Origin of the sequence: Prolixibacter bellariivorans ATCC BAA-1284 (genome assembly GCF_000621705.1) — a bacterium.
Taxonomy (GTDB): domain Bacteria; phylum Bacteroidota; class Bacteroidia; order Bacteroidales; family Prolixibacteraceae; genus Prolixibacter; species Prolixibacter bellariivorans.
Window position 1 is genome coordinate 594,635 of the sequence record NZ_JHXO01000001.1, and the last position, 24,386, is coordinate 619,020.

General features: G+C 46.4%; 23 protein-coding genes. 11 read left to right on the top strand and 12 right to left on the bottom strand.

Features of this window, described 5'->3' with window-relative positions:
* Positions 1-88: 88 nt before the first annotated feature.
* The 5 genes from T426_RS0102580 (at position 89) to T426_RS0102600 (ending at position 5,081) form a co-directional block, all read left to right on the top strand.
* Positions 89-808 (top strand): glycosyltransferase, encoded by a 720-nt coding sequence (locus tag T426_RS0102580; protein WP_027585234.1) that lies wholly within the window; start codon positions 89-91, stop codon positions 806-808.
* On the top strand, positions 808-1,485 hold the full coding sequence (locus T426_RS22500; protein WP_025862968.1) for a lipid-A-disaccharide synthase N-terminal domain-containing protein: 678 nt from the start codon (positions 808-810) through the stop codon (positions 1,483-1,485). Before T426_RS0102580 ends, T426_RS22500 begins: the two co-directional genes overlap by 1 nt.
* Positions 1,482-3,134 (top strand): glycosyltransferase family 39 protein, encoded by a 1,653-nt coding sequence (locus T426_RS0102590; RefSeq protein ID WP_036985339.1) that lies wholly within the window; start codon positions 1,482-1,484, stop codon positions 3,132-3,134. The genes T426_RS22500 and T426_RS0102590 overlap by 4 nt, the downstream gene beginning before the upstream one ends.
* Positions 3,134-4,105, top strand: coding sequence for a GDP-mannose 4,6-dehydratase (locus tag T426_RS0102595; RefSeq protein ID WP_025862969.1), 972 nt, complete (start codon positions 3,134-3,136; stop codon positions 4,103-4,105). Before T426_RS0102590 ends, T426_RS0102595 begins: the two co-directional genes overlap by 1 nt.
* Positions 4,106-4,202: 97 nt before the next feature.
* Positions 4,203-5,081: a cation diffusion facilitator family transporter gene (locus T426_RS0102600; protein WP_025862970.1), complete on the top strand. Its 879-nt coding sequence runs from the start codon at positions 4,203-4,205 to the stop codon at positions 5,079-5,081.
* Between the two features lie 6 nt (positions 5,082-5,087).
* On the opposite strand, the gene T426_RS0102605 is transcribed toward T426_RS0102600, so the two are convergent.
* A complete protein-coding gene (locus tag T426_RS0102605; protein WP_051538465.1) occupies positions 5,088-6,251 on the bottom strand; it encodes a metallophosphoesterase in 1,164 nt (387 codons plus the stop codon).
* Between the two features lie 218 nt (positions 6,252-6,469).
* On the opposite strand from T426_RS0102605, the gene T426_RS0102610 reads away from it, so the two are divergent.
* The gene (locus T426_RS0102610; protein WP_027585236.1) at positions 6,470-6,961 is read left to right on the top strand and encodes a DUF6452 family protein; all 492 of its coding nucleotides are present in this window, start codon (positions 6,470-6,472) and stop codon (positions 6,959-6,961) included.
* Positions 6,912-7,724: a DUF6048 family protein gene (locus T426_RS0102615; protein ID WP_025862973.1), complete on the top strand. Its 813-nt coding sequence runs from the start codon at positions 6,912-6,914 to the stop codon at positions 7,722-7,724. Before T426_RS0102610 ends, T426_RS0102615 begins: the two co-directional genes overlap by 50 nt.
* Here the strand turns inward: T426_RS0102615 and T426_RS0102620 are convergent.
* The 9 genes from T426_RS0102620 to T426_RS22515 form a co-directional block, all read right to left on the bottom strand.
* Entirely contained in the window at positions 7,721-8,491 is a 771-nt protein-coding gene (locus T426_RS0102620) for an HvfC/BufC N-terminal domain-containing protein (RefSeq protein ID WP_025862974.1), read from the bottom strand. The two genes, T426_RS0102615 and T426_RS0102620, sit on opposite strands and share 4 nt — an antisense overlap.
* Positions 8,475-9,317, bottom strand: coding sequence for an HvfB family MNIO-type RiPP peptide maturase (locus T426_RS0102625; RefSeq protein ID WP_025862975.1), 843 nt, complete (start codon positions 9,315-9,317; stop codon positions 8,475-8,477). Before T426_RS0102625 ends, T426_RS0102620 begins: the two co-directional genes overlap by 17 nt.
* Before the next feature lie 108 nt (positions 9,318-9,425).
* Positions 9,426-9,881, bottom strand: coding sequence for an HvfA family oxazolone/thioamide-modified RiPP metallophore (locus T426_RS22505; RefSeq protein ID WP_025862976.1), 456 nt, complete (start codon positions 9,879-9,881; stop codon positions 9,426-9,428).
* A gap of 88 nt (positions 9,882-9,969) precedes the next feature.
* The gene (locus T426_RS22510; protein ID WP_036984114.1) at positions 9,970-10,284 is read right to left on the bottom strand and encodes an anti-sigma factor family protein; all 315 of its coding nucleotides are present in this window, start codon (positions 10,282-10,284) and stop codon (positions 9,970-9,972) included.
* Between the two features lie 18 nt (positions 10,285-10,302).
* Entirely contained in the window at positions 10,303-10,872 is a 570-nt protein-coding gene (locus tag T426_RS0102640; RefSeq protein WP_025862978.1) for a sigma-70 family RNA polymerase sigma factor, read from the bottom strand.
* Between the two features lie 109 nt (positions 10,873-10,981).
* A complete protein-coding gene (locus T426_RS0102645) occupies positions 10,982-12,157 on the bottom strand; it encodes an alkaline phosphatase (RefSeq protein WP_027585237.1) in 1,176 nt (391 codons plus the stop codon).
* A gap of 180 nt (positions 12,158-12,337) precedes the next feature.
* Positions 12,338-14,386, bottom strand: coding sequence for a DUF5074 domain-containing protein (locus tag T426_RS0102650; protein ID WP_027585238.1), 2,049 nt, complete (start codon positions 14,384-14,386; stop codon positions 12,338-12,340).
* Between the two features lie 280 nt (positions 14,387-14,666).
* Positions 14,667-16,712, bottom strand: coding sequence for a DUF5074 domain-containing protein (locus T426_RS0102655; protein WP_027585239.1), 2,046 nt, complete (start codon positions 16,710-16,712; stop codon positions 14,667-14,669).
* Between the two features lie 223 nt (positions 16,713-16,935).
* The gene (locus T426_RS22515; protein ID WP_081782338.1) at positions 16,936-17,595 is read right to left on the bottom strand and encodes an AlbA family DNA-binding domain-containing protein; all 660 of its coding nucleotides are present in this window, start codon (positions 17,593-17,595) and stop codon (positions 16,936-16,938) included.
* 1,424 nt (positions 17,596-19,019) lie between these two features.
* Between T426_RS22515 and T426_RS0102665 the strand changes: the two genes are divergently transcribed.
* The 3 genes from T426_RS0102665 (at position 19,020) to yjjX (ending at position 21,644) form a co-directional block, all read left to right on the top strand.
* A complete protein-coding gene (locus T426_RS0102665) occupies positions 19,020-19,376 on the top strand; it encodes a helix-turn-helix domain-containing protein (RefSeq protein WP_148303657.1) in 357 nt (118 codons plus the stop codon).
* A 63-nt stretch (positions 19,377-19,439) separates the two neighbouring features.
* Complete coding sequence (locus tag T426_RS0102670) at positions 19,440-21,086, top strand: glycoside hydrolase family 9 protein (RefSeq protein ID WP_027585240.1); 1,647 nt, start codon at positions 19,440-19,442, stop codon at positions 21,084-21,086.
* Positions 21,087-21,101: 15 nt separating this feature from the next.
* Entirely contained in the window at positions 21,102-21,644 is a 543-nt protein-coding gene (yjjX, locus tag T426_RS0102675) for an inosine/xanthosine triphosphatase (RefSeq protein ID WP_025862984.1), read from the top strand.
* 59 nt (positions 21,645-21,703) lie between these two features.
* Here yjjX and T426_RS0102680 read toward each other — a convergent pair whose 3' ends face one another.
* Positions 21,704-22,051, bottom strand: coding sequence for a carboxymuconolactone decarboxylase family protein (locus T426_RS0102680; protein WP_025862985.1), 348 nt, complete (start codon positions 22,049-22,051; stop codon positions 21,704-21,706).
* Between the two features lie 6 nt (positions 22,052-22,057).
* The gene (gene miaB / locus T426_RS0102685; RefSeq protein ID WP_051568919.1) at positions 22,058-23,407 is read right to left on the bottom strand and encodes a tRNA (N6-isopentenyl adenosine(37)-C2)-methylthiotransferase MiaB; all 1,350 of its coding nucleotides are present in this window, start codon (positions 23,405-23,407) and stop codon (positions 22,058-22,060) included.
* A gap of 183 nt (positions 23,408-23,590) precedes the next feature.
* Between miaB and T426_RS0102690 the strand changes: the two genes are divergently transcribed.
* The gene (locus T426_RS0102690; protein WP_025862989.1) at positions 23,591-24,340 is read left to right on the top strand and encodes a YebC/PmpR family DNA-binding transcriptional regulator; all 750 of its coding nucleotides are present in this window, start codon (positions 23,591-23,593) and stop codon (positions 24,338-24,340) included.
* Positions 24,341-24,386 lie beyond the last annotated feature (46 nt).

A 24,386-nucleotide genomic window follows, 5' to 3' on the forward strand; every position in this document is an offset into this window, starting at 1 on the left:
ATTGTGGTGCCTGATAATATTTTAACTTTGAACCGCCAAATCCGGAACCGATGAAATGGTTTTTGTGTTCCGGACGAATTATAGAGAAATGAAGCAAAACAATATTCTGACCGTCGTCGTCCCCGTCTATAACGAGGAAAGGAATATGGACCGGCTGGAAAAAGAACTTTCTGCATTTGTGGAAATTTCGTCCGTTCCGTCGTGCATATTATTTGTCAACGATGGTTCAACTGATGCCAGTCAGCAAAAACTGGAAGCAATGTGTGAACGGCATGAGGCGTTCTCATTTATTCAGTTCCGTCAAAACTGTGGACTCAGCGCTGCTATCAAAGCCGGTATCGATCAGGCGGAAACACCGTTGGTCGGTTATATCGACGCCGATTTGCAAACCACACCGGAAGACTTTAACAAACTTCTGCCATTTGCCAACGATTTTGCCCTGGTAACCGGGATACGCGTTAACCGGAAAGACAGCTTTGTGAAGAAACTGTCGTCGAAGCTGGCTAATAGCATCCGCCGCTCAATTACGCATGACGGCGCTTCTGATACCGGTTGCCCGCTGAAAATAATGCAAACACCGGTTGCCCGGAAAATTCCGTTTTTCGACGGAATGCACCGTTTTCTGCCGGCTTTGATTCAGTTGGAAGAGGGAATCGTGAAAGAAGTACCGGTTCGTCATTTCCCGCGAGTTGCGGGCGAATCGAAATTTCATTTGTGGAACCGCCTGGGAGGCCCGTTGAAAGATTTGTTTGCCTACCGCTGGATGAAAAACCGTTACATCCGTTACGAAATTAAGAAGCGCGGTTGATGGGAGATAACTTTTTGATATATAGCGTAGGTTTTCTGGCTCAGATACTTTTCTCCGGCCGGATGATTATTCAATGGTTTCGCTCCGAAAAAGCGGGCAAACCGTTGTCACCTACCATTTTCTGGCAGTTGAGCCTTTTTGCATCCATGTTGCTGTTCATCTACGGAGTGCTGCGAAGAGATTTCGCCATTGTCCTCGGACAACTGTTGGTCTATTTCGTTTATATCCGGAACCTGCAATTGAAGAACCGGTGGAAAACTATTCCGTTGATTTTACGATGGATATTTTACGTTCTTCCGGCCTTCAGTCTTGGTTACCTTTTTTCCGGGGCACCGAATAATATTCGTGAAATACTTGGAAACGATGATATATCGGTTGGCTTGTTGATTTGGGGTAGCGCCGGACAATTGATTTTTACTTTTCGGTTTGTTTACCAGTGGATTGATTCCGAAAGGCAAAACGAATCGGTATTATCCAATACTTTCTGGATTATCAGTCTGGCGGGCTCGTTAATGATATTCAGCTACGCCATTTTTCGCCTCGACCCGGTTTTGTTCCTTGGACAGTTAACCGGAGCATTCGTCTATTCACGTAATTTGTTGCTGGGATTGAATCATCCCGGTTTTTTGAGCCCGATCATCAGGAAAGCGGCCGCACGACTAAAGAAACGATCATGAGCAGAGAGAACCGTCAACTTTTAGCATTGCTGGTGATTACCTTTTTCGCCTTTATGATTCATAACGGCGTTCTGGATGCTAACATCATGGAGGCCAGGAATCTGGTAACAGCCCGCGAAATTTTGCAACACCACAACTGGCTGGTGCCAACCATGAATGGTGTGTTGCGATTGGAAAAACCGCCTTTGCCAACCTGGATTGCCGCCATTATGATGCAACTTTTCGGGCAGGACAGCCTGGCGATTTTACGTATTCCTGCAGCCCTTTCTGCCATGTTGCTGGTGTTTTTCCTTTTCAAGTTAACAAAAGAACTGACACGCGACGAGCACCTTCCCTTGTTGGCCGGTGGAACCGTTGCGACCAGTTTCTATATATTTTTTATGGCCCGGACCATAACCTGGGACATTTTCTGTCACAGTTTTATGCTGGGTGCCATTTGGATGCTTTACCGTGGCTGGAACCGAAAGGAGCAGGCCTGGAAAGAGTTTACATGGGCCGGTGTGCTAATGGGCTTGTCATTCCTGAGTAAAGGACCGGTTTCGTTCTTTGCCTTGTTGTTGCCTTTCCTCATTGCATTTTTTGCTAGTTACGGTTTCAGCGGTGCAAAAATGCAGTGGAAGCCATTGATGGTTGCATTGGGTATTCTGCTTGCTTTCAGTACGTGGTGGCCTTTGTATATCTATTTTCAGCACCCCGAATTTTCCGCTTATGTAGCAGAAAAAGAGTCGGCTGCGTGGATGAACCGCAGTGTGCATCCGTGGTACCACTACTGGAGTTTCCCTGTGCAGTCAGGAATATGGGCACTACCCGCTGCGGCTGCCGTGGTTATTCCGTATGCACGGAAAAAAATCGGGCAGTTTGGTAATTACAAGTTTCTGGCACTTTGGGTTTGGGCCGCTATCATTCTGCTTTCTTCATTTCCTGAAAAGAAAGAGCGCTACCTGATGCCGGTACTGATTCCTTTGGCGCTGATAACAGCCTACTATTTCCGTTATCTGATGCACGCTTTCAAGGAGAAGGAGTACACGAAGGCCGATAGTATATTGTATTCCATTCAGGGTTACCTTGTTGGGGTGGTGAGCTTCGCACTGCCGTTGGCCGTAATATATCATAATTACCAGTATCACGATGGCTTGTCAATTGGATTGCAGATAATCATATTGGTTGTTTTCTGGGCTATTGGTGGATATATTGTGAGGAGTACCTACCGGAAAAAAGCCTTCCGCTTGTGGAGTGGAACGGTTGTGATGATGCTTGCTTTTTGTTTGCTGGTGATTCCCTCGGCACGTAATTTCTTTCAAAAGAATCCGGATTACCGATCCTATAACGATCTACGCCATATGGAGAAAGTGCAGAACATGCCTTTCTTCTTCAACGGTCCTGTACCCGGAAAATTTATCCAGGTGGTTTGGAGTAGCGGACACCTGATTCAGTACTGGGATACATCGGATGCGACTGGAACCCCGGTTGCTACGCCATTGGTGGTGATGACGCACGAGCCTCCGCAGGAAGTTTTCAACGAAAGTTTCCGGGAGAAGTACGATTTTGAGGAGTTGGGACACTACGATCTCGACATGAAGAAAAAAGATGGAATTAAAATATTTTCGAATTATGTAACCATAGTTCGGATGAAACAAAACATGCCGTAATGCAAACTGTTTTAGTTACCGGATGTGCCGGTTTTATCGGTTCACATCTGTGTGAAAGTCTATTAAATAAGGGATTCCGGGTCATCGGGATCGATAATTTTGACCCGTTTTATAGCAGGGTGGTAAAGGAGCAGAATTTGCTCAACTTCATTGGTCATCCTTATTTTTCATTTGTGGAGTTGGATCTCGCCGACAAAGATGATTTGGCGACCTTTATGAGTGATAAATCTCCGGATGTTATTGTTCATCTGGCTGGAAAAGCAGGTGTGCGGCCGTCGATTGACGATCCGGCAGGTTACATTCGTGCCAATATTACTGCGACACAAAATATTCTGGATATCATGAAAGAGAAAGGTATCCGGAAAATGGCGTTTGCTTCATCGTCGTCGGTGTACGGAAATTGTCCGGAAACTCCTTTCCGGGAGGATATGGACGTTTCGAATCCGGTTTCGCCTTACGCTTTTACCAAGAAGAGTTGCGAACTTATCAATTATACTTACCATCACCTTTATCAGCTGGATATTCTGAATATGCGGTTTTTCACGGTGTTTGGTCCGCGGCAACGCCCCGATTTGGCTATCCACAAGTTTACCCGCTTGCTTCGGAATAATGAACCGATTCCTATGTTTGGTGATGGAGGAACGGCACGAGACTACACTTTTGTGGCCGACACGGTTGCCGGTATCGAGTCGGCGATTGATTATTTGTTGGAACACGAGAATGTTTACGAGACGGTGAATCTGGGGAATAACCAACCGGTGCTGTTGCGCGACATGATTCAGACAATCGCTGAGGAAGCAGGTGTCGAACCCGTCATCAACCAATTGCCCATGCAGGATGGAGACGTGAATATTACATATGCCGATATCTTCAGGGCGAACCAGCTGTTGGGTTACCAGCCAAAAACTTCTTTCCGGGAAGGTATTAAGCAATTCCTCGCCTGGTATGATGAGGTTCATCGTGACGACTAATTTAGAACGCAACGAACTTTCGTTTTTTCGGGTTTTAAGCCTGAATGGCTTAGCTTTGATGCTTTATTTTAGAGCTTAGAGTAAACTTACAAAGCGTATGAGATCGAAGAATACCAGAATGATTGTTACGGCTGGCTGGGTCTCGGTTATCGTTAATCTGGTGCTGTTCGCCTTGAAGTACTGGGCTGGAATTGTATCCGGTTCGATTGCTATCGTGGCGGATGCCTGGCATACACTCTCCGATTCGGTTTCTTCCATCATTGTTATTTTCGGTGCAACACTGGCCGGCAAGCCTGCCGATGACGAGCATCCTTTCGGCCACGGTCGTGCCGAGCACATTGCTGCCGTGATTATTGGGGTGCTGTTGGCTATCATCGCGTTTGAGTTCCTGCTGCAATCGGTCGATCGACTCCGGTCGCATACAGCTGTGCACTACGGAATGGTGGCGAAAGTTGTAACCGTTGTATCGATTTTGGCTAAAGAAGGCTTGGCTCAGTATGCTTTTGGGGTGGGCAGAAAAGCTCAATCGTCGGTACTAAAAGCCGATGGCTGGCATCATCGCTCCGATGCATTGTCTTCCATCATCATTCTTGTCGGTATTTTCCTCGGAGGTTATTTCTGGTGGATTGATGGTGTACTTGGAATTTTGGTGGCCATATTGATTGCCTATACCGCTTACGAAGTCATGAAGAATGATTTTAGCCTGCTGCTTGGTGAGAGTGCCGATCCGACCATGATAGCTCAAATCAGGGAACTGGTTGATGCAAATGTAGACAGGGAAGTGTATCCGCATCATTTTCATATGCACCGGTACGGACATCATACCGAATTGAGTTGTCACATCAAACTGCCGCCGGAGATGACGCTGGATGAGGCGCACCATATCTGTTCCATCATCGAAGATGCCATTGAAAAGGAACTGGGCATCATGACGACGATTCATCCGGAACCTCTCACCATGTCGAACGAGGATTAATTTTGGCTATAATTCTGCGGTTTCCGGTTGAAAGTGAAGATTGAAAACCACAACTTCCGGCGTGTTTCCAATACGCACGGGGGGTCCCCAGGAACCGAATCCTGAAGAGACATAGATATTGGTTTTGTCCTTTTTCAAAAATCCCCAACTGTCTTCAAAAACTGCCTGTGTAATGTAGTTGAGCGGCCACATTTGCCCGTCGTGGGTATGGCCCGACAGGTGTAAGTCGACTCCGGCTTTGGCAACTTCTTCCAGATTGAACGGCTGGTGGTTCAAAACAAACACCGGGTTATTCATATCAACATTCTCAAGTAAGTCCGGCAACTCTTTTCTTCCGCCATCGCGGTTACGTGCCGATAAATCGTCTCTGCCGACAATTTGAACACCATTAGGAAGCGTAATAATCTGATCGCGCAATACATTAATGTTGATGCTTTCCAGGTAGGGTAAGGTCTCTTTTATTCCGCCAATGTATTCATGGTTTCCCGGAATAGCGTACATGCCCATACGCGGCTTAATTTCCTGAAGATGTCTGCCAAGTTTTTTTCGTAGTACCGGAGCAATATCTCCATCCACCATGTCGCCACATAGCAACACCAAATCGGGTTGTTGCTGATTGATGATGTCAACCAATTTTTGTTCGCGTCGCTCTCCAATCAAAGCTCCCAGGTGAATGTCGGAAGCCATCAGTACTTTCATATCCGGAGCACCGCTAACTTTTTTCGGTATAGTAATCGAAATCTGTTTCACCCTTGTGTGCAAAGCATTCAGGTGTCCGAAGAAAACAACCAGGGCTACCAATGCGAATACGGTGATGCCGGTCCAAAGCCGCAGATTCCCGGGGTTGCTTTTTAATACGGCGGGAACGATGTGGAAGAATTTATCCAGTAGGCGAATAATGTCGATAAAAAGTGTGGCGATAAACAGGTACAGCATGAATGACAGCCAGAATGCACCAATGCGGTAAATCCATTCACCGGCTAAGCTCGAATGCGTGTGCTCCAGAATTTCCCCAACGATGAAAGTGGAGGCGATTACCCAGAAAAGTATTTTGTATGCGGTCTTGAAATTCCCTGTCGACTGAAAGGCCATTAGGCCATGAACGTAGATATAATAGTTGACCAGAAAGTAGACCAAAATGACGGTTCCGAAGAAAATGGCAAACTGCATGTTTCGCATATTTAAGATGGTATATCGTTCAATGAAAGATTAGCGGCAGACCTTTTTATGTTTTAATGCCGTAATGGGATTAACGAAATTAACCTTTTTTTGTTGATGATAAGCCGATTGTTTCCTGTTTACGCTTTTTCAATCTAGCTTCCTGCTTCATGCTTGTTTCCTCTCATTTTGTTTATATTTGTCAGGCAAGCGGAAACCCGTATCCGGATATGAAAAAATACATTTTACCTTTACTTGTGGTGCTTCTGGCAGTTGTCGTTTCCTGTAGCGAGGCGGACAGGTGTTACGACTCCACAGATACATACCTCGTCGCAAAATTCATCGATAGTGATTCGACTACCATTGATTCGTTGTTGATTTGGGGTGTTGCCAAGAATGATACCGGATGGGTACGTGATACGCTGCCTTCTGTATCCAAGCGTTATCCTTTACCGCTTTCGCTTGAACATGATTCCACAGCATTTGTCTTGTTCGTGAATGGTGGAGCTGACACGCTTTATATTTATCATACTATGCGAATGAAACTGGTATCGGAAGCGTGCGGCTTTGCTCCCTATTACGAACTGAAAGGTTTCTCATATACATCCCGCATCGATTCGGTCAACGTTTCGGATCCAGAGGTGGGACCCACATCTATTGATAAGCCCAATAATGAGGAAAATATTACTGTATATTTCAATTTGCCTGATAACACTCAGTAGCCCGCTGAAGGCACTGGCTCAGGAGAAACAGAATGCGGATGTATGGCGCTACGAAGGACCCCGCATCGGGGTTGACTTGTCGCGGTTCGTTTCCACGTATCTGCAATCGGCTGATCGTTGGGGTTGGGAGTTACAGGGCGATATTCCGGTTAAAGGATATTGGTTTCCTACGGTAGAAGTAGGTATGATGGGGTTGAATGATCGTCGGGATAATTTCCACTACCAGGCGAACGGTGTTTATGGCCGGTTGGGAACCGATTTCAACATTTTGCGTTATACTAGTCTCGATGACGGCGATTTGGTTTTTATCGGTTTGCGCTATGGATATAGCCGTTTTACACAACAGGCCGATGGTGTGAAGTACTCCAACTTTTGGGGCGACTACACAACTTCTATCCCGAAAAGAAATATGAATGCGCACTGGGGTGAATTTGTATTTGGAATGAAAGGTGAGATTTTTAAAAACTTCTTCCTCGGGTGGTCGTTGCGGGTAAAGTTCATGGCCAGCAAGACGAAGGACCCGAATATGTCACCTTATATCGTACCCGGGTTTGGAAAAACCAATGTGGATATTCCCATGGATTTTTCATACGGTATTTACTACCGGATTCCATTGTGGAGGACGAAGAAGATGCCTAAGGCACCCAAAATGGAAGGAGCCAAGCACATCGACGAATCAGCTACGCCGGACAACAACCAGAATAATCAGCAGAACGGCAGCAACTTTAGAAATCTCCGGGGTGGCCAGTCAGGAGGATTTTAATTGGCGTTTTCATTCGGTCGGAATCCCAGGATAACACGGTTTTTCAGCAATTCCTCGAAAAACGGCATGGCCTGTTGTAAAAGTGATTCCGGCAACACACTCGAAATTTTTTCCGCAGTATCCCGAATTAGCTCTTCAATGGTTTGTTCTCCGGCGGAAAGCTGCTCGATGAAATAGGCGTGAATCGCAGCCAATGCCATGAAATGCACTTTCCCGCTTTCCGGTTCGCGATAAAGTAATACAAAGTATTCCCCTCGTTTTTCTGCGGCTTCCTTTACAGGAAAAAGATGGAATGGATAACTCAGTTTTTCCAGACGGTACTCGGGGTTGAGCACCGGAATGTCATTCAGTAAACTTCCTTCATCACTTACAGGCCCTGCATCGATATCGGGCATGGTATGTACTTCAATTTCCAGCCATTCGAACCAAAGCAACTCATCGAGCCAGGGAAGTTCTATCTCCTCTGATATTTGATTCTCGATGACATAAGAGCAGAGTTCCGCAGGCAACTTCCACACTTGTGGCGTTTGGCAATCGTGCTCGAGGAAGAATCGAAATAACAGCTCATCCCATTGTTCATTTGTCAACACTTGTTGCGTGATGGGAAATGCTTGTTCGAGCGTATTTTTTACCACATTAAATACCAAACGGCGGTACTGTGGTAATGCCTCTTCACGCGAAAGCGGAAGTGCACCGTTGAGTTTGCCACTACGACAATAATCAGCGAGTCTGTTTTGGTATTGATATGTTTCAGTCTTGACTGACATGTACTTTCCTCCAGTGTTTGGTGGCAATTTTCCGAAGTTGATTCATTTCCCGCTTCAGATCGGCTGCTGCCGGAAAATTAAAATCGCGTTCGAGCAGTACGGGAACCAGCTCCATTAACGAAGCGGTGTAATCGAAGAGTTGGTATACCGGATCGATGATGGCCTCGCCGTGCGTATCGATGATCAAGTCGGGGCTCACCTTTTCATGTCCGGCCATGTGAATGTAGGCAACCTTGTCAAGCGGCATCTGTCGGATGAACTCTTTGGCATCGTAACCATGGTTGAAAGCATTGACATAAACATTGTTTACATCGAGCAATAGCTGGCAGCCGGATTCTTCTACAATTGAACTGATGAAGGTGGCTTCGTCCATTTCGGCAGCTACAGCCGTGTAGTACGATACATTTTCGATGGCGATGGGACGTTCCAGGAAATCCTGTGCTTCGCGAATGCGTCGTACCACATGTTTTACAGCGTCTTCCCGGAAGGGAATGGGCAGCAAATCGTACAAATGAGCGTTGGCGCATTTGGTGTAGGAGAGATGCTCCGAAAAGATCTCAACCTGGTTGTCATCCAAAAACGATTTCAATTCCTTCATGAAGCGGTAGTCAAGCTCTTCGGGGCTTCCCAGCGAAAGCGATAAACCATGGCAAGTCACCGGATATTTTTCGACAGCCTGCCTGATTTTCTTTCCCCAGTAACCGCCCATCCCAATCCAGTTTTCCGGAGCGAATTCAATGAAATCAGGTTGAATGACTTCTCTGTCGAGGAATTCTTCAATGATATCGCGCCGCAAGCCCAGGCCAATGTTTATTTCATTTTTCATGATGATTGCTTTTGCCGTTGAGGTTAATTCGGATCTGGAGGGAGGAATTCCCGGGAGGCATCCCAAAACGAGAAAAAACCTACCCGGAAAGTTTCTGTTTTCAGGATATTACTTACTCTTACTTTCGCCGCATTTTCCTTCTCCACATTTTCCTTCACCGGCTTTACCTTCCTTCGCTTTTTTGGCTTTCGCTTTTTCACCGCACTTGGCTTCGCTGGCTTTGCTATCACCGCATTTTCCCTCTCCACATTTAGCTTCGCTGGCCTTTCCTTTGGCGGCTTTACCTTCTTTCTTTTCAGCTTTTTTGCCTTCTTTTTTCTCTTTGTTTTCACCGCATTTGGCTTCAGCCGATTTGTCAAATGAAGCAGCCTGGGCGGCCAGTTCCGAAGTATAGCTGTTCATATCGAGCAGCGTTGTGCGAACCTGCGAACCGGAGCCAAGCGTTGAGAAACTGCTCAGGGTGGCGGCATCGGCGCTTCCCGCTGAAAAGGTTAACAATGCACCGGATACCAATGCACCGGCTAAGAATCCTGCTTTCTTCTGAAGTTTGTTTTCATTTTTCATGACACTGATTTTTAATGAATGATTAATTTCGGATAAAATTGTCTTATTAGAACGTGTGACCATTCGAAACCTTACACAACAATGTCAATTATTTTTTTCGGCGGGAAATTTCGTCTTGCAGTTTCTCGTCAATTTGCGTGCGGATGGTATCTGTCATCGGGAAGTTGATTACCCCCTTGTCGGCATCTTGTTTCAGGTGCCCTATTACCCGGTTGAGATAATTGAGCTGCCGCTCGAACCGACGACAGAATTTGCAGCTCCAGAGGTGAATGGTGAGTTGTACTCTCTCTTTGAATGTGAGCTTTTCGTGTTGTTTCCGGGATATTAAACCCGTGGCATCTTCACACGAAAGCATCGTATGATTCATCAGTTGGTTGATGGTATGTTCCGTTTTCTTTTTCATGGTTTTGCTTTCGGTGCGTTAAAACCAGTTACGTTCGATGCAGGCCCGCAGTTTCAAACGGCTCCGGTGAAGCATTGTCCAAATGTTTGACGGTGTCACGTCCATTTCCTTACACACATCTTCCGTGTCCATTTCTTCCACCACTTTTAGCGAGAAAATCGCTGCAAGTCGTGGAGGTAGCAAACTAAGGCAGTAATTTAAGATCCGCATGAATTCATTGTTGTCGTATAGATTATCTTTTTCGACGAATTCATGCTGTGGTGCATGCATTTCATCCCAGTGCCCTTTCAAAATTCCTTCCTGTCGGAAAGGAGAGCTACTGTCGGCAATGGGCTCTTCTTTCCTGACATTCTGTTTCCGGTAGTGGTCGATGATTTTGCGCTTCAGGATGGCAACTAACCAAGTGCGTTCCGAACTTTCGCCCCGAAAAGAGGATTGGTTGTGCAACGCCGATACAAACGAATCCTGTATCAAATCTTTAGCCAGGTCAGGTGAAAAAACACGCGAGACGGCAAAGTTGAAGAGATAGTCGCCATGCAGGTCGAGCCATTTTTCAGGCGAAAGTTTACTCGATGATTTTTCTTCCATAGGTTACGGTTACTGGATGAAAAACAAATCCGTTTGTCGAATAGTTGAAATAAAAAAAGGGAAACGCAGCGGTTTCCCTTCTAAAATAACCAGAAATTGGTTAGTGCAGTTACAGATCCAAGAGATCTTTAATTTTTTTCTGAATATCGGTGTTCTCCATAATTCCGGTAAACCTCTCAGCGCCTGGTCCAAAAGCATACACCGGAACCATAATTCCTGTGTGATGCCCGGTTGTATATTCACCCACAACTTTTCCGGTTGACATGTCACCTTCGTTGATGGACATGCCTCCGGTTTCATGGTCAGCTGTTACGATAATCAGGGTTTCGCCATCGCGGGCAGCATAATCAAGTGCGGCACCGATAGCTTTGTCGAAGTCGAGCATTTCTTCTACCACATAAGGCGTTTTGTTGGCATGGCCTCCCCAGTCAATCTGGCTTCCTTCGACCATGATGAAATAGCCTTTCTTGTTTTTGGTTAGGATATTCAAGGCCGTTTTAGTCGATTGGACAAGCATGTCACCGCGCTCCGGTTCAGCAGGATTGTGAACCGGGGCTGTGAGTCCGGCCAGTTTACCTGAAGTAACTCCGGTAATATCATCCATGTTGTACAGAACCTGATAGCCGTCTTTTCTCAACTCTTCACTCAGGTTTCGTCCATCTTTACGTTTTTCGAAATGGTCAACGCCGCCACCAATAAATACGTCAATGCCACTGTTGATGAAATCGGCGGCAATGGCTTCGTACATGTTACGCGATGGTTGGTGGGCAATAAACGATGCCGGAGTAGCGTGCGTGATGGCTGAAGTTGAAACAAGTCCGGTTTGCAGCCCTTTCTTTTCAGCCAGCTCGCGGATGTTGACAATGGGTTCTTTTTGCGGATTCATGCCAATCGCTCCGTTGTATGTTTTTTCGCCACAAGCCAGGGCTGTTCCGCCGGCAGCTGAATCGGTAACGTAGTTATCGGAAGAGTAGGTTTTGGAAAAACCGATGCTTTTGAAATTCTCGAGGAAAAGATGGCCACCGTTAGCTGTTAAGCCGGCGTATGCGTGGGCGAGTCCCATGCCGTCGCCAATCATCAGGATGACATTCTTCGGACGTTTCTTTCGGGTGTTTTGCTGGTAATGTTTTACGGGATAAAAATCACCACCGTTATATGTTTCCTGTAATTTCCGGTTGGCCGGATCCATGTATTCATTCTGGGCGTTACCCGTAAAGGTAAAACCGCCAATGATAAGGGCAAGCAGGAACGCTTGACGGACATTTCTCATCAGAAAGTTTCTCATTACTTTATGTTTCAGTATGGGTTCAAATTGATTAGGATATCAGGTTACTAAATTAAGGGTTTCTGTGAGAAGTTGTGTAAGGCTTTTTTGTAAAGAAAAAGCTAAATGTTTATTGAGAGTTTATGACAAAAAAAGCACGCCTAAGCGTGCTATTCTCATTTGAGTTGGGGATGAAAAAAACTAGGGATTATCTCTCATCAGAATCTTGAGGCCGCCGGTTCCGTTGGCCACAAAAATGTAATCGTCTACTGCTCTCACAAAATTGGCAGAGCCGTCGTAGTTGTAATTTCCGTAAACTTTGAATGTGTTTTTGTCGAGGACATAAACGCCTCCGGCGCCATTGGCTACATAGATCAAGCCGTGATCAATATCCACGCCGTTTGTATCTCCGTCGTGCGGATTGAAACTTTTAACTGCCGTGCCCGATACATCGTTCACATCAAACACCATCAATCCCGAAGTGCCTTTGCAGACATAAGCGAGGCCATCCTTGAGACGAACAACCGATTTTCCGTTTTCGGGGGTAATTTCCCCAACGGGGATGGTACGAACCGGGGTCAGTCCATTGTTTTCATCGAAGACTGATAGTTGCCCGACGCTGCCACCCTGTAAACCAACAATGGTGCTTCCTTCGCTATCGACGTATTTTGCCGATTCGGCACTTTTTGTCGTGCTAAGTGTGGTCGACGTCGGAGCCATGATGTTAAATGTTCCGCCCGAATTACCCGTTGCTATGTACAACTGATTGTTATCGGCCAGGTGTACACAGTTACCGGAGCTACTCGGCAGCTCAATCATTGTCATGTTATCCGTATTCAATTCGCCGTTTTCCAGTGTAAATTCGGCCAACGTTGCCGATGTGGATATTTTATATTTGTCAAGATTCCGGCTACCGACTACGTACAGTTTGGCACCGTCTACTTCCAGATGGTTAAAATCAAAATTGGTGTTCCAGTATTGCTGAATGATGGTTGGTGAGGTCGGGTCCGAAATGTCAAATACTTCAATCAAACCACTGTAATCAACCCCGTGTAGGTGCCACGATACATAAGCGTAGTGACCTTCAATGTCGACACTGGTTGCACTCAATACATTTCCGCGGTTATCGGTTGGTGCAGCCACATCGGCAATTTCGGTAAATGAAGTTACCGGATTGGAACCATATTCTGGAGCACAGCCGGTAGCTGCAAAGTATGCCGATTTGTAGGTAACCTTCGAGCCAACCACATTCGGGTCGGCCGGATTGATGGTTCCGTTAAAACGAATGTCAAGTTTGCCCGTTAAGCGAGCACCCCAGTTTGCTGAGAAACTATTGTCGATGATGAGTCCGGCATAATCGTCGCCAATTGATGCAATCGTGCCATTCATATTTTTGATACTGCCAACCCTTAAGATGGCTGAGTTGGTTTCTTCAATTTTGCTGCCTCCGTTCATGTTCAGATTGCCCGCAATTTTCAGGTAACTGTTGTTGGATGTCGTTCCGTTCGATTGCATTTGTTGCGCTTCCAGATGGCAGTCATTTACTAGTTTTGAACCGCCGTTGGTCGTCAGTGTTCCTTTTGTCGACACCATGGTACCATCGTTGTACAAATAACTGTTTACCATGATATTTCCATTCACGGTAACGGTTCCGTCGCTGATAAACTGAACGGTTCCGCCATTCACGGTCAGGCTTCCGAATGTTAATGTTCCGTGATTCTCAAAGGTTCCGTTGCCAAGGGTAAAATTATTGAAGCTCCAGTCGGCGTAGTTCACAAACTTAACAGCACCGTTAAAATTCAGGTTACTAACTGACACCGTGGCTGTGGGGTTCACAATAATCGTTCCTGTCCCCTGTAAGGATGATGCGGCAAAGGTTCCGGCCACTACCAGGGTAGCACCCGAATTAATGGTCAGGTTACCCGAAATTTTTGTGCCGGGTGAAACCAAAACTATTTTGCCGGCATCCACGGTCAGGTCACGCTTATCTGACGTCAGTTTCTGATCGAAATTTGTGTTGTTGATATCTACGGCACTGGTATAGCTGTAACCAGCGGGAAGCATGGCGGCTTTGGTCGTGCCGTTATCAACGGTCAGGGTAATGGGCGTATTGGTGTAATCAATGCGTGAAGTATTTGCTTCAGCCAGTGCTTCTTCGTTTGAGATGTATGTTGTTTTAATTTCATCTTTTTTGCATCCGGCGAACAGAATTGCTACAAAGGCAATTGTTATCACGGTGATCCTTCTCATTAGATGCTCCTTTCTTTTGTAAAATTAAAATAGCTGCAAATCTATAGTTAAAACGGAATTAAAGCGTATTAAGTGTGTTAAGGAATGGCAATTTTTTCTGTTTGACGTAGTTACGGTCCCGCGTTGTCCGAAATCCGGCAACTACCCCAATGCTTTCGGGCGAACCACCGCGTCGCTCTCTCCGGCTCTGTCGGTTTGAGGATGGTCATGCGCGGAAACGGGAATAACAAAAAAGCACGCCGAAGCGTGCTATTCTCATTTGAGTTGGGTATGAAAAAAATTAGGGATTACCTCTCATCAGAATCTTGAGGCCGCCGGTTCCGTTAGCCACAAAAATGTAATTGTCTACTGCTCTCACAAAATTGGCCGAGCCGTCGTAGTTGTAATTTCCGTAAACTTTGAATGTGTTTTTGTCGAGCACATAAACGCCCCCGGCACCATTGGCCACATAGATCAAGCCGTGATCAATATCCACGCCGTTTGTATCTCCGTCGTGCGGATTGAAACTTTTAACTGCCGTGCCCGATACATCGTTCACATCAAACACCATCAATCCCGAAGTGCCTTCGCAGACATACGCGAGGCCATCCTTGAGACGAACAACCGATTTTCCGTTTTCGGGGCTAATTTCCCCAACCGGAATGGTTCGGACCGGATTTAAGCCGTTATTTTCGTTGAATACAGACAGCAATCCAGCAGTTCCTCCCTGCAAACCTACAATGGTGTTTCCGTCGCTGTCAAAATATTTGGCGGTGAGTGCATCCCGGGTGTTGATAATGGAACCGTTGTCGGCATTAGCCGTTATAAACTGTCCACCGGTATTTCCTGTTGCCAGGTAAAGATTTCCGTTGTCGGCCAGGTGTACACAATCGCCCGAATAGCTTGGAAGGGTATAAAAGGTTGGTGCAACATTGGGCAACTCACCATTCTTTAAATCGATGATGGTGAAGGTGGCGGCTGTTGCAACATGTGCCTTGTCCGGGTCTTGTCCCCCGGTGACATATAATTTATTGCCATCCACTTCCAGGTGATTGAAATCGACGTTTTCAGTCCAATACTGACTGACGATGGTTGGAGCCGATGGATCGGTAATATCATATACCTCGATGAGGCCACCAAATTCTGCCCCGTGCAGGTGGTAGGAAACGTAAGCGTAGTCTCCCTGAATATCCACACTTGTTGCGCTTAGGGTATTTCCTCTGCTATCAATAGGAGCTTTTACGTTTGCAACCAGTGTAAAAGAATTTGCCGGGTTGGTGCCGTATTGTGGAACGCACTCGGTAGCCGGAAAGTAGACTGACTTGAATGTGACCTGCGGGCCCAACAAATCAGGGTCGGAGCTGGTGATTTCATTGTCGTAGCGAATGTCAATTTTTCCGGTGATCCGGGCGCCCCAGTTCGATTGAAACGAATTCCGGATAATGATGCCTGCATAATTGTCACTGTTGCCGGCAATTTTCCCGTTAAGGGAAATGGTACCCGCATCGGTTACCGATTGCGCTCCCAGCATCAAGATGCTGCCTCCGTTTACCGTTAATTGATCATCGATTTTCAGGTATTCGGTGGAATGGGTCAGTCCATTCGACTGCATCTTGGCGGTTTCGAAATGGCAAGCGTTGTTGAGGGTGGCACCACTATTCAGATTAACTGTTCCGCCAGTAATGAAGGTTCCCATGTTGTCGATGACACCATTGTTGTTTAAATCTCCGGCTAACGAGATTTTGCCGGTATTGACCACGCGGCCGGAGCTATTGTTATTCATTGCATCGAATGATATGATACTATGATTTTCCAGCGTGCCATTCAGGTTAACGTTCTTATCGACATTCCACTCTCCGTAATTAACCAGTTTCAATCCGGAGTCGATGTTTAAGTACTTACCCGTGAAAACACCGGTTGGATTGATAACAATGGTTCCGGTCCCGCTTACTGTTGTTCCGGCTAAATCACCTACTACAACCAACAATCCGCCATCGTTTACCGTAATGTTTCCCGAATAGGTTAATCCTTTCGGAAGTAAAACCGTTTGCCCGGAATATACGGTATATGTCGCATTACTGGATTGAATGATGACTTTGTCAAATACAGTATTGTAGATGTCTACTGCCGATGTATACGTATAATCTTCAGGTGACTCGGCAGATTTCAGCGTACCATTTCCAGTCAGCGTTATTCGCTCGTTGACGTAAGTAATCCGTTCAGTATTTTCCCTGGAAATTTGTTCTGTATTTGCCGTGAAATTGGTTCTTATTGTATTGTCTTTCGCGCATCCGGCCAGTAATAGCAGTAAGCTACTTACTAGGGCCAAAATTCTGTTCCTTCCCATTTTCAACCCCTTTCATTTGTTTCTCACTGATTCTCTCCATGATAGAGGCGAATCAAGAGGCTTTTTGTTTAAAACGAAGAAAAGTGTTATTTATTATTTTCGGATAGGATGAGAGTGTCAGTTAGATGACAGTGCAATCCAGTTGCTGATTGTTCAATCTCAATGACTCAGATAGTAATGAGGTTGATTGATATCCGTTTTTACTTAAAACGAGAAAAAAGTGTTATTTATTATTTTCGGATAGGATAAAAGTGTCAGTTAAATGACAGTGCAATCCATTTGCTGATTGTTCAATCTCGATAACTCCGATAGCTATGAGGTTGATTAATATCCGTTCGGTTTTCCAGCGGGAAACAGAAATTGCTTTAGCAAGACGTGCCGGATTTAATTTTTCGTGGGTAGAGAGATAGTGCAACAGTTTTTGTTCCTCTTCGGTGTACCGGATAAAAACGCCCCGCGGTTTCTGCTGCTTCTTCCATACTTCAAGTAAGATACGACTAGCCAGTATGTTCTGATCTTCAAATCTGACATAGGCCAGCCATTTCTGGTTTTCGTCTTTGGCGTAATGTGGCTTGTTCGGGCTCGGCGGAATATCGATTTGTAGAACCGTTTTTCCGTCAGTATGCCATTGGCGGGTTTCGAACTCAATTTCTGGTTTGCTGTATAACCTGGCGGCGGCCTCAATCATGTAATACTCCTCATCGGTCTTCACCCCGGCAATGTTGCCGTTGTCCTTCACACCAATGAGCAGTCTGCCACCATCGGTATTGGCAAAAGCGACAAGCGAGCGGGCAATTTTCCGCGAGTCGTTGATGCAAAACTTGAAATCCTGCTGCTGGTGTTCACCCTCCCGTATCATCTTGAATAAACTCGTATTCACCATGGCCGAATTTTTTGGGTTGATGGCAAGTTATTATTTTTCTGTATAAACTCCACGGCCGTTAGGTATTTTGAACAACCGGTATCCTACCGGGAAGAATGAAAATACATACGTCGATGTCATCAGCGACCCCCGCCCATCTTTACTTGTAGAGAGGGGCAATTCGGACGCAGTCCGGATGGGGTGAGTAGATAAAAAACCAGATAATGAGTGCCGCTGTTAGGTGAGGCGAAACAGGCTGAAGGCCTGAGATTCCAAAAACTGGGGGAGTGTTCGAAACAACGTTTTCTACTCATCCCAACCCTTCTCTAAACATAGAGAAGGGCTCACGTCGCTGCATATTCGCGAGGTATCAATTCCAAAGACAAACTTATTATCCTACCGGAAGACTGGAAATACCCGGACGGTGGTTCTCCCATTTTCCGCCCCTCTAAATCTCCCCATCCGGGGAGACTTTGGACCGATGACAGATTCACTACCGGAGCTTCATAGGGGGCCAGTGTCAAACTTTAAAGGTTTCCTTCGATGCTTCATGTAGGGTCTGCCGACGCTGTCCAGGCTGAAGGCCTGAGATTCCAAAAACTGGGGGCGTTGCCTTTGAGTGTTCGAAACAACGTTTTCTACTCATCCCAACCCTTCTCTAAACATAGAGAAGGGCTCACGCCGCTGCATATTAGCGAGGCATCAATTCCAAAGACAAACTTATTATCCTACCGGAAGACTGGAAATACCCGGACGGTGGTTCTCCCATTTTCCGCCCCTCTAAATCTCCCCATCCGGGGAGACTTTGGACCGATGACAGATTCACTACCGGAGCTTCATTGGGGGCCAGTGTCAAACTTTAAAGGTTTCCTTCGATGCTTCACGTAGGGTCTGCCGACGCTGTCCAGGCTGAAGGCCTGAGATTCCGGAGCTGGGGGCATCGCCCCCAGTGAAAGGACAGCAGCAACGTGGGAAGACTAAAGGGCTTCTACCAATGCTTCGGAATTGGAGCCCTACAGGCCCGGGCATTTGTCTCACTTCTACCCGTATGATGAAATATTATTTGATAAAAATCAAATAATATATGATAGATAACCAATAAAAACAAGAAAGTAATAAATAATCATCACACAAAATAAAATAAAACAACGACTATAATTATATCTAATGGAGCAGAAAAAATTAAAATCAGGTAAGCATGAAATAAAATGATGTATAGATGAATTAAATTTTAGTTTTAATACAATACTATTCGGTGGGTATCTAACGCTGTATGGTAGTTATCTAACGCTATGTGGTAGTTAACTAACGCTGTATGGTAGTTAGTCAGCGCTGTGTGGAGAGTATCATATTCTTTATTAGAAAAATAAAATAATTTTTTGTAATTTTAAGTAACCGATCGCTTTTGCGAAACATACGATAATATCACCACAAAATATATGGTCATGAATAACGAATTGAAATTGCCTTTTCACATCGGGAACGCCATCCGGGAGCGGCTGGTCGAACGGCAACTCACGGTTCCGCAGTTTGCCCGCAGGCTGGGGGTTTCGGAGCAGATGGCTCATTACATCCTGAATTCAAAGGATGTTAAGATAGGCCGGTTGTGGCAATTGTCGGAGACGCTGAATTTTAATTTCTTTACCTTGATTTCAAAGGAACGGGCCATCGAAAACCCGGAACAGGAGGAAACCACCCTTCTGAAACAGGAAATCGAGGGTTTGCACCAGCAGATTCACGACATGGAAACCAAAATTGAAACTCTCCGGGAGAGTTTGCGCCTGATTGGTGGCAAATCCTGACCCTTGCCTCTGTCTGCAACAGCGCATTCCGGCATATCGTAACGTGTAAACATAACCTGACGCATGAAAAAATTGTTTGTAATCCTTTCTCTATTGCTGGCTGGTTGCCACGCCGAAGCATCTGGCGGCAGTTTCCCGGTTCGTCTTAATTCGATTGGTTTCCTACCGGGAACATCAAAAAAAGCGACGATTATACAAAAGTGTTCCGGCTTTGAACTGAAGCGGGCAACTGATGACGAAAAGGTATTCTCGGGCGAAGTAACGGGGCCGTTTCATCAGGAAGATGTGAACCAGGATGCCTGGGTGGCTGATTTTTCGGCTTTCGCTGATACTGGTTCTTACTACCTGGAAGTGCCGGGTGTTGGACGTTCGGTAACTTTTCGCATCAGCGATGATGTATTCAGGTTTCCGTACGTGACAACCATGCGGGCTTTTTATCTGTGGCGTTGCGGCACTGCCGTGGAAGGTGATTTCAACGGACAACATTTCGCTCATGCCGCCTGTCACCTCGACGATGGCTATTGCGATTACCTGGACGGGAAAGGTGTCATCCGGAAGGGTACCAAAGGCTGGCACGATGCCGGCGACTATGGGAAATATACGGTGAACGCCGGCATTACAATGGGAACACTGTTTTTGGCGTGGGAACAGTTCCGTCCCACACTGGAAAAGGCGACGCTCGGTTTGCCGGAAACAGCTCCCGGTTTCCCCGAATACCTCGAAGAGTTGAAGTGGGAAACCGACTGGCTGCTCACGATGCAGTATCCCGATGGCTCCGGAAGAGTATCGCACAAGTTGACCCGTACCAATTTTGCCGGTTTTGTGCGGCCCGAAGACGATAAAGGGAAACGCTATTTCACGGAATGGAGTTCGACAGCTACCGCCGATTTTGTTGCGGCGATGGCCATGGCGGCCCGCAATTTCCAACCGTATGATGCCGCTTATGCGAAGACATGCCTCGATGCAGCGGAGAAGAGTTATGCCTTCCTGAAAAAGCATCCCGAAATGAAACCATTTGAGCAGGGCGATTTCACAACCGGTGCCTACAAGGGAAAAAGTGATAAGGACGAACGGTTGTGGGCTGCCGTCGAACTTTGGGAGACCACCGGCAACAAAAATTACCTCGAAGATTTTGAAAAGAGCGCGCCCTCCTTTACTCCCCGGATTGATAGCGACTGGGATTGGCAAAATGTGAAGAACCTGGCGATGTTCACCTATGCATTGTCGAAGAGGGAAGGGCGAAACCCAAAGCTTGCAGCAACTATTCAGCAGGCTATTCTGGCGAATGCCGATTTGCTGGTAGAAAAAGGAAAACAGGATATTTACGGCCGGCCGCTGGGAAGCCGTTATTACTGGGGTTGCAACGGAACGGTGGCGCGTCAGGCTGTCAACCTGCAGGTAGCCAATGCCATTTCACCGAATCGGGCTTATACTAATACGGTCGTTTCCATTGTCGACCATTTACTGGGGCGCAATGTGTATGACCGGTCGTATATTACCGGACTTGGGTACCAGCCCCCCATGCATCCGCATGATCGGAACAGCGGTTCCGATAACATTGAACAGCCCTGGCCGGGTTACCTGGTTGGTGGCGGCCGAACAGCAACGGACTGGCAGGACAAACAGTCGGACTATACCACCAACGAGATTGCCATTAACTGGCAGGCTGCGCTGGTGTATGCCCTGGCGGGATTGGTGGATCAACATTGATAAAGTACTTAAATAATGACGAAAAAACATATTGTGGTGGCTTCGCGTAACCCGGTAAAAATTGAGGCGGTAAAGCGAGGCTTTGAAAAACTTTTCCCGGGAACGGAAATTGAGATTGAAGGAGTGAGTGTTGATTCGGGAGTTTCCGACCAGCCCATGAGTGATGAGGAAACCCGCGCCGGCGCTCATAACCGGGCGGCTAATGCACGTGAGAAAGTTCCCAACGCCGATTTCTGGTTTGGTGTGGAAGGCGGAATCGAGCGGCACAACGAAGGGATGCAGTCGTTTGCCTGGATTGCTGCCTGTGCTGACGGGCAATTTGGCGAGTCGCGGACCACTACTTTTCAGCTTCCGCCCGAAGTAGTGAAGTTGGTTGAGGAAGGTCTGGAACTGGGTGATGCCGATGACCGTGTGTTTGGCCGGACCAACTCAAAGCAGGATAATGGCGCGGTAGGATTGCTCACCCATGATGCGATTACCCGCACCTTGCTTTATGAGCAGGCCGTTTGCCTGGCCTTGATTCCGTTTGTCCGGCCGGAGCTTTTCCCGGGGAAATGAGAGAAAAGAAAAGGGTCTTCCGTTCAGAAGACCCTTTTCTTTAATATAATATCGTTCGTTTATTCGTCTTTCAGTAACTCTTCCCAGTACTCCACGGCACGGCGGGTGTGGGGAATCACAATGGTACCGCCCACCAGGTTGGCCACCGAGAAAATTTCGAACAACTCTTCGGTGGTAACACCTTGTTCGTGGCATTTCTCCAGGTGATATTTGACGCAATCGTCGCAACGCAACACCATCGAGCTCACCAATCCGAGCATTTCTTTGGTTTTGGTCGACAGTGCGCCTTCCATGTAGGTGTTGGTGTCAAGGTTGTAGATGCGTTTCATCACCTTGTTGTCGGCCGAGAGAATTTTCTCGTTCATCCGGGCACGGTAATCCTGGAATTCGTCAATTAGCTTACTCATATTAGCTTATTCAGTTGGTTGTTCAACTTTTTCCACTACTTCGCCAATCAGCGTGGTTTGTGTGCTGCTGTTTACTTTCACCCGAACATAGTCGCCAAACTCCAAATCACCTTTCGGGAACACGACCATCTTGTTTTGCGAGCTACGGCCAAAATATTGCTCGTCACTCTTTTTGGAAACACCCTCGATCAGTACTTCGACAGTTTTGCCGATATCCTGACGGTTATTTTCCTGCGAAATGCGACTTTGCAAATCAATCACCTCTTTCAGTCGTCTGGCTTTTACTTCTTCAGGAACATCATCTTCATAATGCTCGTGTGCGTATGTTCCGGGACGAACGGAGTATTTGAACATGAAAGCGGAGTCGAATCGAACTTCTTCCATCAGCGAAAGGGTCTCCTTATGATCCTCTTCCGTTTCGCTGCAGAAGCCGGTAATTATGTCAGTGGACAAGCCACAGTTGGGTATAATCTCGTTGATGGCTTTGATGCGATCGAGATACCATTCGCGGGTGTACTTCCGGTTCATTTTTTCCAGTACCAGTGAGCTTCCCGATTGGAATGGCAGGTGAATAAACTTGCAGATGTTCGGATACTTCGCAATTACCTCCAGCAGTTTATTCGACATGTCTTTGGGATGCGAAGTGGAGAAGCGTACCCGGATTTTCGGGTCGACTTTGGCCACCATCTCCATCAGGTCGGCAAATTTCACCGGGCGGGAGCCTTGTTCGCGCCAGCGGTATGAGTCCACATTCTGACCTAACAGCGTTACTTCTTTGTAGCCCTTGTTAATCAGGTCCTGTACTTCGTTGATGATATCCTTCGGGTCGCGGCTTCTTTCCCGGCCACGGGTATAAGGTACAATGCAGAAAGTACAGAAGTTGTTGCATCCGCGGGTGATGGATACAAAACCGGATATTTTATTGTTCCCGATACGTTTCGGGATGATGGAATCGTATGTTTCGTTTGTGGTCAAATCGACATTGATGGCCTCTTCGCCACGGTTCACCTTGTCGAACAGGTAAGGAAGATCGCGATACGCATCGGGACCGGCCACCAAATCAATTTTTTTCTTTTCGAGCAGTTGATCACCAATTCGTTCGGCCATGCAGCCAATCAACCCCACTACTTTTTCGGGGGTTTTCTTTTTATGGCTCTGGAACAAATCCAAACGGGCATGAATGCGTTGCTCGGCATTGTCGCGAATCGAACAGGTATTTATTAAGATGGCATCGGCGTCCTGATGATCTTCGGTAAGGTCATATCCCTTCTCTCCCAATACGGCTGCCACCACTTCGCTGTCTGCCACGTTCATCTGGCAACCGTACGTCTCGATATATAATTTCTTGTTCGCCATTACGGTAAAATCAAATGAGAAAATTAGTTGGGCAAATTTACCATCATATTTTGAATTTGGACAATAAGGGTTTGTCTAAATAAGACTTAATTGTCCTTTCCTGAATCATTTTCTTTAAAAATTGGGATTTTCTTATCTTTACGACTCCGAGAATTCAATGTTGCAAATTCAAAAGTAAGTTATATGTCAGGACACAGTAAATGGTCGACAATTAAGCGTAAAAAAGGCGCACTTGATGCGAAGCGCGGAAAAATATTTACCCGCCTGATTAAGGAGATATCGGTAGCCGTGAAGGATGGTGGTCCCGACCCGGATGGCAATCCGCGGTTACGCCTGGCCATTCAAAATGCCAAAGGCGAAAACATGCCGAAGGATAATATCGAACGGGCGATTAAAAAAGCTGCCGGTGCCGATGCCGACAGTTATGTCGAGGTGACGTTTGAAGGTTACGGTTCGCATGGTATTGCTGTCTTTGTTGAATGTCTGACGGATAATAACAACCGGTCGGTTTCGAACGTACGCTCCATTTTTAATAAATACGGCGGAAGCCTGGGAACGAACGGTTCGCTGAGTTTCCTTTTCGACCGGAAGGGGATTTTCCGCATTCCTGCCGAAAATATAAACCTCGAGGAAGTGGAACTTGATTTGATTGATGCAGGAGTGGAGGATATTGAGGAAGAGGATGGCTCCATTTTATTGACTTCGGCCATGGAAGATTTCGGTAACCTGAATAAAAAACTGGAAGATTTAAACATCGAGGTGGCTAGTGCCGACTTGCAGCGAATACCCAACGACACGAAGGAGTTGGATGTGGAATCGGCCCAGAAGGTGCTGAAATTAATCGAGGCGTTGGAAGAAGACGATGACGTTCAAAATGTCTACCATAACCTCGAAATGACAGACGAACTACAGGAAGCTCTTGAATCAGAATAAATTTAAAGATTTGACAATGGCCGGAATTTCCCGGCCATTTCTTTTT